General features: G+C 60.4%; 15 protein-coding genes and 1 pseudogene. 10 read left to right on the plus strand and 6 right to left on the minus strand.

Features of this window, described 5'->3' with window-relative positions:
* Positions 1-230: 230 nt before the first annotated feature.
* A complete protein-coding gene (locus TU80_RS20635; protein ID WP_057005266.1) occupies positions 231-881 on the minus strand; it encodes a LysE/ArgO family amino acid transporter in 651 nt (216 codons plus the stop codon).
* Between the two features lie 545 nt (positions 882-1,426).
* Between TU80_RS20635 and TU80_RS20640 the strand changes: the two genes are divergently transcribed.
* Complete coding sequence (locus tag TU80_RS20640) at positions 1,427-2,080, plus strand: NBR1-Ig-like domain-containing protein (RefSeq protein ID WP_232565975.1); 654 nt, start codon at positions 1,427-1,429, stop codon at positions 2,078-2,080.
* 448 nt (positions 2,081-2,528) lie between these two features.
* Here the strand turns inward: TU80_RS20640 and TU80_RS20645 are convergent, their stop codons facing one another.
* The gene (locus TU80_RS20645; protein ID WP_057005268.1) at positions 2,529-3,416 is read right to left on the minus strand and encodes a LysR substrate-binding domain-containing protein; all 888 of its coding nucleotides are present in this window, start codon (positions 3,414-3,416) and stop codon (positions 2,529-2,531) included.
* 126 nt (positions 3,417-3,542) lie between these two features.
* Here TU80_RS20645 and TU80_RS20650 point away from each other — a divergent pair, with 126 nt between their 5' ends.
* Both TU80_RS20650 and TU80_RS20655 read left to right on the plus strand, forming a co-directional pair.
* A complete protein-coding gene (locus TU80_RS20650) occupies positions 3,543-4,052 on the plus strand; it encodes a hypothetical protein (RefSeq protein WP_057005307.1) in 510 nt (169 codons plus the stop codon).
* A gap of 370 nt (positions 4,053-4,422) precedes the next feature.
* Positions 4,423-4,752: a hypothetical protein gene (locus tag TU80_RS20655; RefSeq protein WP_017846741.1), complete on the plus strand. Its 330-nt coding sequence runs from the start codon at positions 4,423-4,425 to the stop codon at positions 4,750-4,752.
* 44 nt (positions 4,753-4,796) lie between these two features.
* Here TU80_RS20655 and TU80_RS20660 read toward each other — a convergent pair whose 3' ends face one another.
* Positions 4,797-5,432 carry a LysE family translocator gene (locus TU80_RS20660; protein WP_046382117.1) on the minus strand — a complete coding sequence of 212 codons (636 nt, stop codon included), beginning with the start codon at positions 5,430-5,432 and terminating at the stop codon, positions 4,797-4,799.
* 166 nt (positions 5,433-5,598) lie between these two features.
* On the opposite strand from TU80_RS20660, the gene TU80_RS20665 reads away from it, so the two are divergent.
* Together TU80_RS20665 and TU80_RS31895 are read left to right on the plus strand one after the other, a co-directional pair.
* Positions 5,599-5,970: a PH domain-containing protein gene (locus TU80_RS20665; protein ID WP_017846739.1), complete on the plus strand. Its 372-nt coding sequence runs from the start codon at positions 5,599-5,601 to the stop codon at positions 5,968-5,970.
* A gap of 33 nt (positions 5,971-6,003) precedes the next feature.
* Positions 6,004-6,168, plus strand: a pseudogene (locus TU80_RS31895) (T6SS effector amidase Tae4 family protein); the annotation flags it as partial.
* 411 nt (positions 6,169-6,579) lie between these two features.
* Here the strand turns inward: TU80_RS31895 and TU80_RS20675 are convergent.
* Complete coding sequence (locus tag TU80_RS20675) at positions 6,580-6,957, minus strand: c-type cytochrome (protein WP_057005269.1); 378 nt, start codon at positions 6,955-6,957, stop codon at positions 6,580-6,582.
* Positions 6,958-6,999: 42 nt separating this feature from the next.
* Positions 7,000-7,494: a demethoxyubiquinone hydroxylase family protein gene (locus TU80_RS20680; RefSeq protein ID WP_057005270.1), complete on the minus strand. Its 495-nt coding sequence runs from the start codon at positions 7,492-7,494 to the stop codon at positions 7,000-7,002.
* A 245-nt stretch (positions 7,495-7,739) separates the two neighbouring features.
* Here TU80_RS20680 and TU80_RS20685 point away from each other — a divergent pair, with 245 nt between their 5' ends.
* The 5 genes from TU80_RS20685 to TU80_RS20705 all read left to right on the plus strand — a co-directional run bounded on the left by TU80_RS20685 (position 7,740) and on the right by TU80_RS20705 (position 13,068).
* Positions 7,740-8,120 carry a response regulator gene (locus TU80_RS20685; protein ID WP_017846735.1) on the plus strand — a complete coding sequence of 127 codons (381 nt, stop codon included), beginning with the start codon at positions 7,740-7,742 and terminating at the stop codon, positions 8,118-8,120.
* 204 nt (positions 8,121-8,324) lie between these two features.
* A complete protein-coding gene (locus TU80_RS20690) occupies positions 8,325-8,519 on the plus strand; it encodes a hypothetical protein (protein ID WP_046382114.1) in 195 nt (64 codons plus the stop codon).
* 123 nt (positions 8,520-8,642) lie between these two features.
* The gene (locus TU80_RS20695) at positions 8,643-10,538 is read left to right on the plus strand and encodes an alkaline phosphatase D family protein (protein WP_057005271.1); all 1,896 of its coding nucleotides are present in this window, start codon (positions 8,643-8,645) and stop codon (positions 10,536-10,538) included.
* Positions 10,539-10,672: 134 nt separating this feature from the next.
* The gene (locus TU80_RS20700) at positions 10,673-11,674 is read left to right on the plus strand and encodes a sensor domain-containing diguanylate cyclase (RefSeq protein WP_046382112.1); all 1,002 of its coding nucleotides are present in this window, start codon (positions 10,673-10,675) and stop codon (positions 11,672-11,674) included.
* A gap of 143 nt (positions 11,675-11,817) precedes the next feature.
* On the plus strand, positions 11,818-13,068 hold the full coding sequence (locus TU80_RS20705; RefSeq protein WP_057005272.1) for a 2-aminoadipate transaminase: 1,251 nt from the start codon (positions 11,818-11,820) through the stop codon (positions 13,066-13,068).
* On the opposite strand, the gene TU80_RS20710 is transcribed toward TU80_RS20705, so the two are convergent.
* Positions 13,065-15,089 (minus strand): c-type cytochrome, encoded by a 2,025-nt coding sequence (locus TU80_RS20710; RefSeq protein WP_057005273.1) that lies wholly within the window; start codon positions 15,087-15,089, stop codon positions 13,065-13,067. The genes TU80_RS20705 and TU80_RS20710 overlap by 4 nt on opposite strands.
* Between the last annotated feature and the right edge of the window lie 112 nt (positions 15,090-15,201).

Below are 15,201 nucleotides of genomic sequence, written 5' to 3' on the forward strand. Positions count from 1 at the left end.
GCGACGCAGGGGGCTCCCAGACCCAAGTGATGATCCGCAGGACTTGTTGTGAGCAATTACTCAGCTAACAGCCGTCGGCGCTTCGCGCCGACAGTGTACAAATGCGTTTTTACACACTCTGGGCCGACTTCGGCCTATCGCAACCGGCAGATTACTCTTTCTCCAGCGCGATACGTCCAAGCCGACTTGGTGAAAGACGACATTGAGGCGTTCGCAGCCCTTTGGACTCTTCAGAGTCTGACCCCGATTACCTGCTGAAAGACACCCACTGAATCAGTGATCAACATCCCGGCCAGGTACACCATCAACACCGCCACACCCGCATCCAACCAGCGCCACACCACTGGCGCCTGGAACAGCCGCGTCAAACGCTGACATCCCAGCGCCAGTATCACAAACCACACCAACGATGCCGTCATCGCGCCACTCGCGAACAGTGCTTGTTGGCCGGTGGGTTTGGCTGCGCCGATCGAGCCGATCAGCACGACGGTATCAAGCCAGGCGTAGGGATTGGCAAACCCGAGCACCAGTGCGGTGCGCAGCAAGCCTCGTTGCGAGTGACCGCCTTGCGTGTTGGGCATGGACTGGTTACGTAGGCAGGCCAGCAAGCGTTGACCGCCAAACCAAAGCAAATACGCCGCACCGGACAGCAGCAACAGCGCCACCACACCCGGCCGACTTCCCAGCAATGAACCCAACCCTGCGACGCCAACAGCGATCAGTAGGACATCGGCGAGTACGCAGATAGCAACCACGGCCCAGATCGGACCCCGGCCCACACCTTGGCGGATGACCAAGGTGTCTTTCGGACCAGGCGCGGCGAACAGCCCCATGCCCAAAAGCAAGCCTTCGAGGTAAAGAGCGTTGAAGTTTAGAAGCATGGGATGTTCGAACCCGCTAGAATATTAGAGAAGTTGAATCGGTTGATTACCGAACTTGGTGTGCGGACGTTTATGGCACTATTTAAATTGATGGTTGCGAGCGGGAAAAATTTAGCAGCGTTTGAACAAAGGAAAATGAATCTTTAGTGGCCTGAGAGATTGCTGAATATCCATCAACAATTTTTTTGTAGTCCTGCAACATGGCATCAGACATTTGCAGGATGCCGAAGCCTGATCGAACAATGGATTCACAGCACGTTTTTATTTGAGTCATCGCTATATCCAAAGATGATTGTAAAGGAATGCAACACACACAAGGTTCGCAAGCATGCGAGAAACCACGACACTGGATGTAGCCAACCCAAAAGGGACCTATCCATGTCCTTCACCACGTCGCTAGCAGGTCGCAAGTGTGCATCGCTCGATATACGTAGCGGCGAGCAGGTTGTCCTTTTTGGCGAACAACGTGACGACTATCACCAAGGACCGGAGATCAACACTCGAATATGAACATCAGAACACGCGATACGCTTCGAGCCTTGGTTATGCGACGCAGCCGAGAACTGGGAAAGCCCCTGACAGCCCTGGCCAAAGAAGCCGGCATTTCCCGAACCTACCTCTACGGATTGACCGGCGGAGCCTCACAAGATCCCTCAGTACGCACCCTGATCAAACTGGCCAAGGCGTTGCAGGTTTCGCCGCTGCTGTTATTCCGCTACTTCGCCGACCTGGCTGGCGCACCGGGCGATGCCTGTTCAATGGCAACCACTAATCGCGCCACCGGCCTGCGTGACCCCAGCGACATAGCTGTCTTCAACGCGGATGTCACCACCCCAGACCAGACCGTGGTGCTGCCCGGTGAGACGTTTCAGAAAACCTGGGAGATCCAGAACCTTGGCGCCCGCCCGTGGCGCGGTCGGAAATTGGTACGGGTCGACGGCGAATACGTAATCGCTCGCCGCAGCGCGTCCGGCGTTCCCTTGGAAGTGGTGATGGACACCCACCTGCGCAGCCTGAACAACGAAATCCCCATCGCCGACACCCTGCCCGGCCAGCCGGTACGTATCAGCGTGGAGTTCGGCGCCCCAAGGGAGACCTGCACACTCACGTCGATCTGGCGTATCGAAGATGAACAGGGCCAGCCTTGTTATGGACCCGCCTTCATCCTGCATGTAATCGTCAACGTCATGGCACGTTAAGGTCCGACGGGAGCCCCACAAATCTGTCCAAAACTCTGTGCCTGATGACGGGCGTCTATCAATGTAGACCGCAACGGCATTTACACCTCCATAAAAATAAAACCTCGACTACTGTATTAAACCAACTAACCCCCTCTTCCTTATTACACAAAATCAAAAAAACACATTGCACGCCCCTTCAACTCATCCAAAAGTCTTAACTCCCTACTAATAGGTCGTGGTTTTGCAAACAGACGTTGACGCATTTATCCCGCCAGGAATAAGGAACTCCAAAGGGGCTGGCGGTTTATCTCAATGGCGCGCGGATCAATGAAGCGTTCCGCGATACCGTGAATTTCGACCTGATGCCCAGCGTGGCCATCGACCACGCTGATGCATGCCGGTTTCAATGTGAAGTTCTGAGTCGCTCAGCGTCTGAACCAATCCGGTACAGGCCCCACCGCGTCCCCTACGTCACCTGCGCTTCCTCCAACAGCCAACGCGCAAATACCTGGATGGGCGCGCGGCTCAGTTCAAGCGGTTCGGGTAGCACGAGGCAAAAGGCCTTGGCGACATTCTTCTCTTGTGGCCATGGCGCGACCAGCCGGCCTTGCGCCAGTTCGGCTTCCACGTACAGGCGCGGTACGAGTGCCACGCCGAGCCCCGCCAGCGCGGCTTCGATCAGCATCGCATGCAAATCGTAACGCGCGCCCATCGCGGCGTTGCTCAGGACAATCCCGGTTTGCTGGGCGTAACGCTGCCAGGCATCCGGGTTCTGTCGTCGGTGTAATCGCGGCAATGAATCCAGAGCCGTTGCCTGCTTGCCCGGCTTCAGCAGGCCAGGGTGACAAACCGGAATTAACACTTCGTTCAACAGGCGGTGCGTCTGCATGCCCGTCCATGCCGGGTGCTCAAAATGGATGGCGGCATCGAAACCGCTGCCGGCGAGCACGAACGGTTCCATACGTTCCGAGAGGTGCACGCAGATATTCGGGTGTTGCTGGCCAAAGCCGGCCAACCGCGGAATTAGCCAGCGCAGGGCAAAGGTTGGGCTGACGGCGATATCCAGGCTGGCGCCGTCGCTGGGCTGGCCCATCAAATACTGGCTGTCCCTGTCGAGCCGGTCGAGTAGTTCGCGCACTTGGGCCGCGTAGCGCTCACCGTTGGGCAAGAGCCGCACACGGTTGCCAACACGCTCGAATAACGTGACCCCCAGAAACGCCTCCAGACGGCCTATCTGCCGGCTGATGGCGCCTTCAGTCAGGGCCAACTCGTCTGCGGCACGGGCGAAACTGCCATGCCGGGCTGCGGCTTCAAAGGCCATCAGGGCAGCGTTACTCGGGAGCTTTCGACGCATGGGCATTCCTGGTTCAAGTCAAGGCCTCCACCTTGATGTTTAATCACTGAAGAGTGCCGAAAAGTCGTTTTATGGATCATTACCGTGTCACTAGCATGATTAAACATCAACCAACGAAGTGACATGATGATTTATACAGTCGAATGCAACTACGCTGACCCCGCGAGCGAAGCTGAGTGGAATGCGTTTTACAGCCTGGAAAAACTGCCAGCGCTGATCTCGGTGAGCGGATTCAGCTCCTCGCAGCGTTTCAAAGCCTTGAGCGGCGATTGCCCGGCCTACCTGGCCCTGCATTCAGTCGACACGCTTGCCGTATTGCAGAGCGACGAGTACCGCCAAAAAGGGGGAGGCAATTTTGCCCGTTGGCAGTCGCACATCACTGATTGGAAGCGCAACCTCTATGCCGGGCTGGACCGGGCAGTTGGCGTGGGCGCCGACGAATTCCTGTTGGTCAGTGAACAAGGCCCTCAAGTACTGATTGGATTGGGCCTTACACCTGTAGCGCTGCACGCGGTTGCGTTGGACAAGAACCCTGCACACCGTTGGCTGGCCAAACTGGGTTGCACTCAGGCAAGGGGCAGCGATCTGCAGGGGCTGAAGGTATATAGCGCAATGACCATGCAGTTAGTGTCATGAGCCACGCGGACATAAATCACTGGAGGCTTGCCGGCCGGCACAGGATTGGAAATCCATATTTAAGCGCCCGAAGCATAATCGTTCTAACTGTGGTCTGAATCGCCCCTGATTTACTGGTCGAATCTGACGGACTGCTTTTAGCCGATTTCTCCCGGTTTGGGGAACCATAGAAATGTGTCCGTTCTGCACAATCGAAAGCAGCACCTCTCGGGCGGCCACTTCGGGTCGGTATCCCACCTATCGCTTGATCTAGGTTTTGCACGCGCCCGCCGCGTGGAGCTGATCCTGGAGCGCTGACGCGTGGGTCTTTTTTTTCCGGCGCAGAACAGTGATCATCGCCCTCCCCACCAAACCCCGAGGAAGCGAGACCATGGAATTGACGCTGGAAGCGGTTGCGCTCTTCGCACTGAAACTGGTGTACGAGACCGACGGCGGCAGCCCGGTCTTGCGTGACGATCTGGTGATGGACGGGTACGAGCGGGAAGTGTTTGGGTTACTGGTGCGGCAGCGGGATTTGGCTGCGATTCAACGCAAGATCGAGGAATGCGTGGTGCAGGCGCTGGAGGCATTGGGCGGCGCCCACACGGTGCTGGGGCGGGAGTTGCGGCGGTTGGCGACTGACGTGCAAAACGTCCATCAACTCGACGCACTGCCCACGCCGCTAACCACCCTCAAGGACTATTTGAAAGACATCCTGTGAATCGCTGATCAGCGTGCCGGCCGCGGCCAAAAGCGCATGCCCGGTTAGCGCCGCCCTTCAACCGCCATCCGCACGGCCAAGCCCATCAGCACCGAGCCCATCAGCCAGCGCTGCACCACCTGCCAACCGGGCCGGGTGACGAAAAACACCGCGATGGAGCCCGCCATCATGGCAATCATTGCGTTGACGCTCACGCTGATGAAAATCTGCGTGAAGCCCAGCACCAGGGATTGCGTCAGCACACTGCCGTGGCCGTTCGGGTCGATGAACTGAGGCAGCAACGACAGGTACATCACCGCGACTTTAGGATTCAGCAGGTTGGTCACAAAGCCCATCATGAACAGCTTGCGCGGGCTATCCAGGGGCAGGTCCCGCACCTGAAAAGGCGAACGACCACCCGGCTTGACCGCCTGCCAGGCCAGGTAGACCAGGTACAACGCACCGCCGAGCCGCAGCGCGTCATACGCCAAGGGAACCGCCATCACCAACGCGGTGATACCCAATGCCGCGCACAGCATGTAAACGATAAACCCCAACGCCACCCCGCCCAGGGAGATCATCCCGGCCATGCGTCCCTGGCAAATCGAGCGGGAAATGAGGTAAATCATGTTCGGCCCGGGCGTCAGCACCATGCCGAGTGAGATCAGCGCGTAGGCAAGCAAGCTGGACATATCGGGCATTGTTTAGCTCCTGGATTTTTATTCTGCCGGCGTGAAATCCTTCGCCGACGTTGCAGTGTCAGGCGCCATGGTAGGGCGTTGAAAAGCAGGGCGTTAGATACAGATCCACGAGCAAAACGTCATACACCGGCTGGCGATTACCGGCTCACTCACCCAGGACAGGCACATGATCGACTTCAACAACAAAGGCTTCTTCAAACTCAAGCAAAACAACGAATACGCCGAACGCGTTGCCGCCCTGCTGCTGGACGGCGAAGAAGTGATCGATGCCTACAAAGCCATGCGCGACGGCGTGGTCTTCACCACCAAGCGCATCATCGCGGTGAACGTGCAGGGGATTACCGGCAGCAAGAAGGACTTCACCTCGCTGCCGTACAAAAACATCGTGGCGTATTCGGTGGAAACCTCCGGGACGTTCGATCTGGATTCGGAGTTGGAGATTTACTTCTCGTCGCTGGGGAAAGTGAAATTCGAGTTCACGGGGAAGACTTCGATTGTTGAAATCTCGCGGATCATTTCCAAGCACCTGCTGGCGTGATCAGCGGGCAGAAAAAGACCTTGGCGCAGGAGGAATGAGACGTTTGGCAATCGCAGTGGTGACCACATTGATTTATGGAATGGACGGCGATTGACGGATTGGCTGAGCTACCCGCGAATTCAGTTGGGGTTCTCGATCGAAGGGACGTTCTCGGATTATCACGACTCCAGGGAAATATGGTTTTGGAGGGTTATATGAAGGTATGTAAGGCGGTCGTGTTCGTGTTTTTGGTGGTTGCCGTCGCTGTTGGGGTGTTTAACGGTGTGGTGATGGCGGTGGCGGCGTACTTTGGGCCGTTTTATGAGGGGGATGCGGAGCAGACTCGGAACTTTGGGATTTGGTTGGTGGGGAACGGGGTCACTGTTGTGGGGGCGGTTGTGGGTGGGGTGGTTTGGTATTGCAGGTATTTGGGGCGGGGCTGATGCACCGCGCCCACATTTGAGGGGATGTCCTTATCGGTGTAAGGGCTTCAGAACGACGCAGGTTTTATGTGGGAGTTGTCGAGCCCCAGCGAGGCTGCGATGCAGGCGCTGCGGTCTGGCAGGTGTCACGCGGTGATCCCATCGCAGCCTCGCCGGGGCTCGACAACTCCCACATGGGGTCAGGCGATCACTCAGGTTGAAACGTCGCCAGGTAGGCCAGGATGTTGTCGATCTTTTCCTGATCGCTGATGCCCCAGAAGATCATGCGCGTGCCGCTCACCACCTTCTTCGGCGCCTCGATATAGGCCGCGAGTTTTTCCCGGGTCCAGACCACCCCGGAGTTTTTCATCGCATCTGAATACTGATAGTCGGGAGTGGTGCCGGCTGGCCTGCCGATGATGCCATTGAGTTCGGGGCCAAAGCCGCCGCGCGCGCCCTCGCCGATGCTATGGCAGCCGCCGCAGGTTTTGGCGAAGAGCTTGCCACCCGCGTCGGCATCGCCGGCGGCGCAGGCTGCGCCGGTGTTGAGGATCAGGACGAAGGTCAGTAACGCGCGGTACTTCATAAGGGCTCCACATCGGGTGATACGGGTAATTATGCCGGTTTGTCAGGAACGCATGCCCATCCAGATCACCGCTTCGGTCCACGCCGTCACCACCGGCGCCAGCGCCCTGAACCACGGGTCGTCCCGCTCGATCTGCGCGGCAGAGTGATCATGGTGGTGCTGTTCCTCCTCGACGATCGTGGCAATCGCGGCCACGGCCAGCGGGTCGATGTCACGCAATGTGTGGAGTTGATGGGCCAGGTGCCTGAGGACCACACTCTCGACCGCAACCGTGGTGGCAACAATCGCTTTGCGGCCGCACAGACCGGTGATCAGCCCCAGTACCAGGCCGCCGAGACCGCATAGCCAGTAACTGCGGCAGCGGCGGTAACCCCGTCGTCGCAATTCGGCCTGGAACACGGCGCGGTGGCGGCGCTCGTGGGAGAGGAACTCCTTGAGTTCATCGACCTTGTCGCGGGCAAACACACGCGCCATGAACAACTGGCCGCTGTAGATACAGATCGCCCCATGCTCGCCGGCATGGTCGACTTTGATCATGCGGTTGCAAGGTCGTTGTCGATCAGTGGGGTCGCGCGAGTGGTCACGGTTGACGGCCTTGTGTCACGGCCTCAAGCAAGCGGACCGGGAGTGGGTGGAAAAGCGCCCGTATCGTGCAGCAGCACCCGGCAAATGCGCAACCTAGACGCGCAAAACGACCATCCATCGCTCAGCGCATATCGGATCGAACCTAATCCGCTCCGCCCCACTCCACCCTACTGAACCCTGATGGTGGAGTAAGGATCATGGCTCAGCCATCGATTTTAGTGCTGGAAGACGACGAAATCATTCGCGCGTTAATGGTGGACGTGTTGGAGGATTTCGGCGCACATGTCACCTCGTTTCCTTCGGCGGATGAAGGCATGATCTACCTGGAGCGGGCCGATGACCCGGTGGACCTGATTGTGAGTGATATCCAGATGCCTGGTTTACTCAACGGCTATGACCTGAGTCGAGTGGTGGCCCATCGCTGGCCGTCGGTGCCGGTGCTGCTGACGTCCGGCAACACCGGGCTGGCGGCGCAGCTGGGGGGATCGGTACGCTTCCTGCCCAAGCCGTGGAGCACCGAACATCTGCTCGAATGCGTACAAACCGCACTGACCCGGCAGGGCGCGTCGATGCATTGATAGCTTCGCGATATCGCTTTGCTCAACGTCACGACGGGCTGGCAGTGGGCTCCGATTTACGGTGCCCACGGTGAATGAAGATTCCCACTCCTGAGTAGTCTCGTTTTGACTCAATAGGTTTATAGCGACTGCCTTCTTACCCGCTGTAAGTTCGGTTCGCGTCGACAGTGTTCGCCGCAAACCGAACTTACAGAGGAAACCGTGATGAATATTTTCTACAGCCATCTGAACTTCGAAAATTCGTTTCTGCCGACCTACTTGAACACACAGGTAGACCACCACTCCCCCTCAAAAACGCCTCCTCAGGGAGCGGCCATTGACGTCAATGGCGAGCAGTCGCCTAAAAAAGACCGCGCCGTGAGCGGGCTGGACAGCCTGGGTCGGGGAAACATCATCTGAGGCGCCCAACCAGAGGCTGCCGACCTGCAGCCTCTTCCTCCTTTCGATCCGCCCGGCCTTAACACAATACTGACATCCGCCGGGTTAACCTTCGTGATCATCCTGCGCGGAGCTTTCAACCCTATGCCTCACGCCGGCACCCTGCCCGACGTCCTCGCCGGCCCGCTGCTGCGGCGCCTTGAACCCCAGCGCCTGGTAATGTGGCTGGTGGGGACGCGGCAACTGCCTTTGACCCTCAGGCTGCACGTCGCCGAACAGAGCCGCGACATCGTGCTGGACCAAGGCCAGTGCCAAATCGTGCCGGTGGGGCGCCAGGCCTTTATCCACTTGATCGACATCCCGTTGGATGAGGCCCTGCCCCAGGACGCGCTGATCGGCTACGACTTGCTGATCGACGGGCGCGGCATCGCCCACTGGGCAGCGCACCTGCTCTATTGCGACGCGCAATCGCCGAGTTTCGTGCGGCATAGCCGTATTCATCAACTGGTCCACGGCTCCTGCCGCAAGCCCCATCACCCGGCGGACGAAGGCTTGCTGTGCGTCGATCGCCTGCTGGCCGACGCCCAGACCCCAGCCCAACGCCCGGCATTGTTGATGATGAGCGGCGACCAGGTGTACGCCGACGATGTCGCCGGGCCGATGCTGCGGGCGATTCATGGGCTGATCGCGCGCCTGGGGCTGTTCGACGAATACCTGGAAGGCGCCGTGGTGGACGACAGCGCCAGCCTCTACGGGCATCACGCCAGTTATTACCAGCGGGCCGAACTGCTCCCCGCGCTGGACAGCAACGAGACCTTGCGCGAGCGTTTTTTCGGCGGCGTGAAGAAGCCGATTTTCACCAGCAGCACCGCCGACAATCACCTGGTGACCTTTGCCGAAGTGATGGCCATGTATTTGTTGGTCTGGTCCCCCACTCCCTGGACGCTGATCGCGCCACAGCCGCCGCAACTGAGCGCCGACGCGCAACAGCGTTATGCCCGTGAACAGGTGCAGATCGATCGCTTCCGCAACGGCCTGCCCGGCGTCGCGCGGGTGTTTGCCCATCTGTCCACGCTGATGATCTTCGACGATCACGACATCACCGACGACTGGAACCTCAGCGCGCAGTGGGAAGAAACCGCCTACGGCCATCCGTTCTCCAAACGCATCATCGGTAACGCGCTGCTGGCTTACCTGCTGTGCCAAGGCTGGGGCAACCAGCCGCAGGTATTTGGCCCGCTGATCAACCAGACCCAGACACTTGTCGCCCAGGCACAGCACAACCACCTGAACGCGAGTGCGCAGGATCAACTGCTCGACACGCTGCTGGCCTTCCAACAGTGGCATTACGTGCTGCCGACCACCCCTGCGCTGGTGGTGCTCGACACCCGCACCCGCCGCTGGCGCAGCGAATTCAACCTCAAGCAACCGTCCGGCCTGCTGGACTGGGAAGCCTTGAGCGAACTGCAACAAGCGCTGCTGGACCACCCGTCGGCAATCATCGTCTCCCCCGCGCCGATCTTTGGCGTCAAGCTGATCGAGACCGTGCAAAAAGTGTTCAGTTGGTGCGGCTACCCGCTGCTGGTCGACGCCGAAAACTGGATGGCGCATCGCGGCGCCGCCCAGGTGATCCTGAATATCTTCCGCCACTCCCGCACACCGGGTAACTACGTCATCCTCTCGGGCGACGTGCATTACTCGTTCGTCTACGAAGTGCTGATCCGCCATCGCAACGCTGGCCCCAAGCTCTGGCAGATCACCAGCAGCGGCATCAAGAACGAATTCCCGCCGCGCCTGCTGGAATGGTTCGACCGCCTCAACCGCTGGCTCTACTCGCCGCGCTCCCCACTCAACTGGTTCACCCGCCGCCGCACCATGCAGGTGGTACCGCATATCCCGGAACACGCCGAAGCCGGTGAACGCTTGTGGAACTCGGCGGGGATCGGCCAGGTATTTTTCAACGAGCAAGGCCAGCCCGAGGCCATTTACCAGCACAACGCCAACGGGAAGGCACCGACGAGGATGCGGGCGCCGAAATAATGGCCCATCGCCACACCTCGACAACCGCACAGTCGCTCTATTCAAAGCGTGCAAGCCCCATTGTACAGTAGCGCCAGCCACGGAGTATCGGCGTCAATTTGACCGGCCTTGAGGCCCACGCAGGGAGCGCGCACATGGACGATACAGCCGGCAACAAACCATCAACTGACCTCAATGCCGACATGTTGCATGCCGTCATGGAACTGGTCAGCGACGGGGTCTGGGACTGGAACGCGAATACGGGGTTCGTTTACCGCAACCCGGGCTGGTACGAAATGCTCGGTTACCCCCGCCACTCCCTGGAGAACAGCGTGTTCACCTGGGAGAACATCATTCACCCCGACGACTACTCCCGCGTGATGACGGTGTTCGATGACTATATCAACCGTCGCTCGCCCTATTACCAAATCGAATACCGTTGCCGCAAAAAAGACGGCAGCTACCTGTGGATCGAAGACCGCGGCTATGTGGTTGCGCGTAATCTCGACGGCTCGGTAGCGCGCATGGTCGGCGCCCATCGCGACATCAATACGCGCAAGTGCGCGATCGAACAGCTCGAACGGCGCAACCAATCCCTTGAAGCCTTGGTTGCCGAACGCACACGCGAGTTGTCGCGGGTCAACCAGCAACTGCAGTTGCAACTGGACGAGAACCGCTCCCTGGCCGAGCGTGACGCTCTGACCCGCGTGGCCAACCGTTATCGCCTGGAGAAAGTGCTGCTGGAAGAATGCGAGCGCGCCCAACGCTTTCGCCTGCCGTTGGCCCTGGTCGCCATGGATATCGATGACTTCAAGCCGATCAATGATCGACACGGCCACGGCGTCGGCGACCAGACCCTGATGAGCGTCGTGGAGAGCCTGGAGGCCTGCGTGCGCCCCGGTGACTTGCTTGCGCGCTGGGGTGGCGATGAGTTCGTGGTGGTGCTGCCCAAAAGCACCCTGGAGAGCGCAAAAAACCTGGCCGAGCGCATTCGCCAAAGCATGAGCGAAGTCCCCACCGTGGGCGACTTCAAAATCACCCTGAGCCTGGGGGTGGTGGAGCGTCATGCGGGTGAAGGCCCCGACGCCCTGATGGCGCGGGCCGATCAGGCGTTGTATCGCTCCAAGGCGGCGGGGAAGGACATCGTCTCGGAATGAACGCGCGGGTTTGTGGCCCCGAACGGCTGTTTGGCAAGCGCTCCTTCCGATTTGGAATGACCCGGTGACTTTATTTCGTTTGCGGCCCGGCCCGGCTCACGGCTTAGATAAAAAGACGCCCGCCACTGCCGAGTCCGAGATTCATGAGCCGCGAAACCATCAGCCAGTCGATTTCCATCGTCCACCCCATCAGCCTCAGCCACGGCAAGAACGCCGAAGTCTGGGACACCGCGGGCAAGCGCTACATCGATTTTGTCGGCGGCATCGGCGTGCTCAACCTCGGGCACTGCCACCCGGCGGTGGTCGAGGCGATTCGCCAGCAGGCGACCCAACTGACCCACTACGCCTTCAACGCCGCTCCGCACAGGCCTTACATCGAGCTGATGGATCGTCTGAGTGCATTTATCCCGGTGGACTACCCGGTCAGCGGGATGCTCACCAACAGCGGTGCGGAAGCCGCGGAAAACGCCCTGAAGATCGTGCGCGGCGCCACCGGCCGCTCCGCGGTGATCGCCTTCGACGGCGCCTTCCACGGCCGCACCCTCGCCACCCTCAACCTGAATGGCAAGGTCGCGCCCTACAAGCAAAAAGTCGGTGTCCTGCCGGGCCCGGTGTATCACCTGCCCTACCCCAGCGCCGATAACGGCGTGACCTGCGCCGAAGCGCTGAAGGCTATGGACCGCTTGTTCAGCGTGGAAATCGACGTCGACGATGTAGCCTGCTTCATCATTGAGCCGGTGCAGGGTGAAGGCGGCTTCCTCGCGCTGGATATCGCGTTCGCCCAGGCCCTCCGCCGCTTCTGCGATGAGAAAAACATCCTGCTGATCGTCGATGAAATCCAGTCCGGTTTCGGCCGCACCGGGCAACGTTTTGCCTTCTCGCGCCTGGACATAACGCCGGACTTGATCCTGCTCGGCAAAAGCATCGCCGGCGGTGTGCCGTTGGGTGCTGTGGTGGGGCGCAAGGCATTACTCGACAACCTGCCCAAAGGCGGGCTGGGCGGCACATATTCGGGCAATCCCATCGCCTGCGCGGCGGCGTTGGCCACCCTGGAGGTGATGACGGATGCACAGTTGCAGGCCTGGGGCACGCGACAGGAAGAGGCCATCCTGCGCCGCTACGAAACCTGGCGCGCGCAACGCCTGTCGCCTTACCTGGGCCGATTGACCGGCGTCGGCGCCATGCGTGGCATCGAGTTGGCCCACGCCGACGGCACGCCCGCGCCCCAGCAACTGAGCCAGTTGCTGAGCCTGGCGCGGGACGCCGGCTTGCTGCTGATGCCCAGCGGCAAGTCGCGGCACATCGTCCGCTTACTGGCACCGCTGACCATTGAGCCGGCGGTGTTGGAGGAAGGCCTGGACATCCTCCAGGCGTGCCTCAAGCAACTGGACTAGTAACGCGCATCCACCGGCTTACCGCCGTTGGGCCAGTCTTTGACCTTGTCCGGGAAGTCCGGGCGAGGTTGCCCCGAGAAATACGCCGCGACGTCCACCGCTTCCTGGTCGGACAAACCGCCCTGGCCCAACGGGAACTGCTCGTGGAAGCCGATCGGCATGTTGCGTTTGACGAACGCCGCCGCCGTGTAGGTGCGTGCCATGCCGGCGCCGATATTGAACGACTGATCGCCCCACAGCGGCGGGTACACCCGCTCGCCGTCGGCACGCGCCAGGCCCTCACCGTTGTCGCCATGGCACACCGCGCATTGCTTGGCGTAGACCGCCTTGCCATTGGCCAGGTCCGGTTTGATCGCCGGGTCGACCTTGCCTACACCGCGCCCGGCCACCTTGTCTTCGGGGCGGGTGTTGTTCTTCATCCAGTCGAAGTACGCAACCATCGCCTGCATATCCGCCGACTGCGGCGGCAACGGTTTGCCGTTCATCGAGCGCCGGAAGCAGCCGTTGATGCGTTCTTCCAGACTCACCACCTTGCCCGCGCGCGGTGCATAGCTGGGGAAGAAGGCCGACACGCCGACGAAGGGCGAACCGTCCGCCACGGTGCCGGCGTTGAGGTGGCAACTGGTGCAATTGAGCGCGTTGCCGACGTTGTCGGGCAGCAATGCCTTGGTTTGCAGGTGCAGGCGCATGCCGCGCACCACCTGGTCGGCGTTCGGCGCCGCGAGCAGGTCGGCCAGGCGCGGGGTTTCGAAAGTGGAGGAGTCGGTCGTGGCCGGGTTGAGCTGATCGCGCAATGTCTTGACCTGCGCGGCGCTGATCGACGTGCCCTGGTTGCCCCAGCGCGTGCGAACGAAACTGAGGATTTCGGCGACCTCCTGGTCCGCCAGCCGGGCAAACCCGGGCATGGTGTAGACCCGTGGGTGAGTGGCCGTTTGTGCGGTCTCCCAACCGGTGAGGGTGATGTGCAGCAGGGATGTCGGGTCGTTCGAGACGATGCTCGGGTTGCCGGCCAATGGCGGGAACAAGCCTTTCCCCCCCGCGCCATCACTGCGGTGGCAGTCGCTGCAGAACTGCATATAACCCAGGCCGCCACGGCTGGTGAACAGGTCGGCGGGTGGCGCGGCCGGTGCGCGGGCCACCGACGGCATCGGCAGATCGTCCGGGCCGGGTGGCAGGGATTTCAGATAGCGGGCAATCGCGGTCAGGTCGTCGTCGCTGAAATGCTGGGTACTGTGGTGAATCACATCGGCCATGTTGCCGGCGACGGTGGCAAAACGGTTCTGTCCGGTCTTGAGCAGTTGCACGGTGTCTTCCACGGTCCACAGGTTGCGCAGGCTCAGGGCGCGCCAATGCTCGACGGTTTCGCCGGCCAGGTAATGCTGGCCGCCGCGCCCGTCATCGCTCATGGCCTTTTCCTGGAAGGCGATGCCCCGCGGGGTATGACAGGAGCCGCAGTGGCCCAGGCCCTGGACCAGATACGCGCCACGGTTGAGCTGCGCGTCACGGCCGGGGTCGGGCTGGAACGCTTGCTTGTCGAGAAAGGCGAAGTTCCACAAGGCCAGGCCCCAGCGCTGGTTGAACGGGAAGCCCATGTCCGCCTCGAGGTTGGCCTGCCGCACGGGTTCCACGCCTTGCATCAGGTAGGCGTACAAGGCGCGCATGTCCTCCTCGTTCATCTTGGCGTAGGACGGATACGGCATCGCCGGGTACAGGTTCATACCCGCAGGTGTGACACCTTCACGCATGACCCGGTCGAACTGTTCGAAGCTGTAGGCACCAATGCCGGTCTCGCGGTCCGGCGTGATGTTGCTCGAATAGATCGTGCCCATCGGCGTGCTCAGCTCCAGCCCGCCGGCCATCGCGTTGCCTGGCTTGGCAGTGTGGCAGGCAATGCAGTCGCCCAATTGCGCGACATATTTGCCGTGTTCGATCAGTGCGGTATCGGCGGAATTGGCGTGCAGGGGTAGCGTCAGACCAAACGTCGCTCCCAGCAAGGCCAGGCGTGACAGAGAAAGCGCCATTGCATTAGTCCTTTAATGACCTCGCGTGGGGAAGCCCCCTCGGCGCAGGTCCGTTGTCGTTTTTATGGGTTCATCAGACCTTTGTGTTGTAACGGGTTTAGCGCTGCGGGGT

This window comes from Pseudomonas veronii (assembly GCF_001439695.1).
Taxonomy (GTDB): domain Bacteria; phylum Pseudomonadota; class Gammaproteobacteria; order Pseudomonadales; family Pseudomonadaceae; genus Aquipseudomonas; species Aquipseudomonas veronii.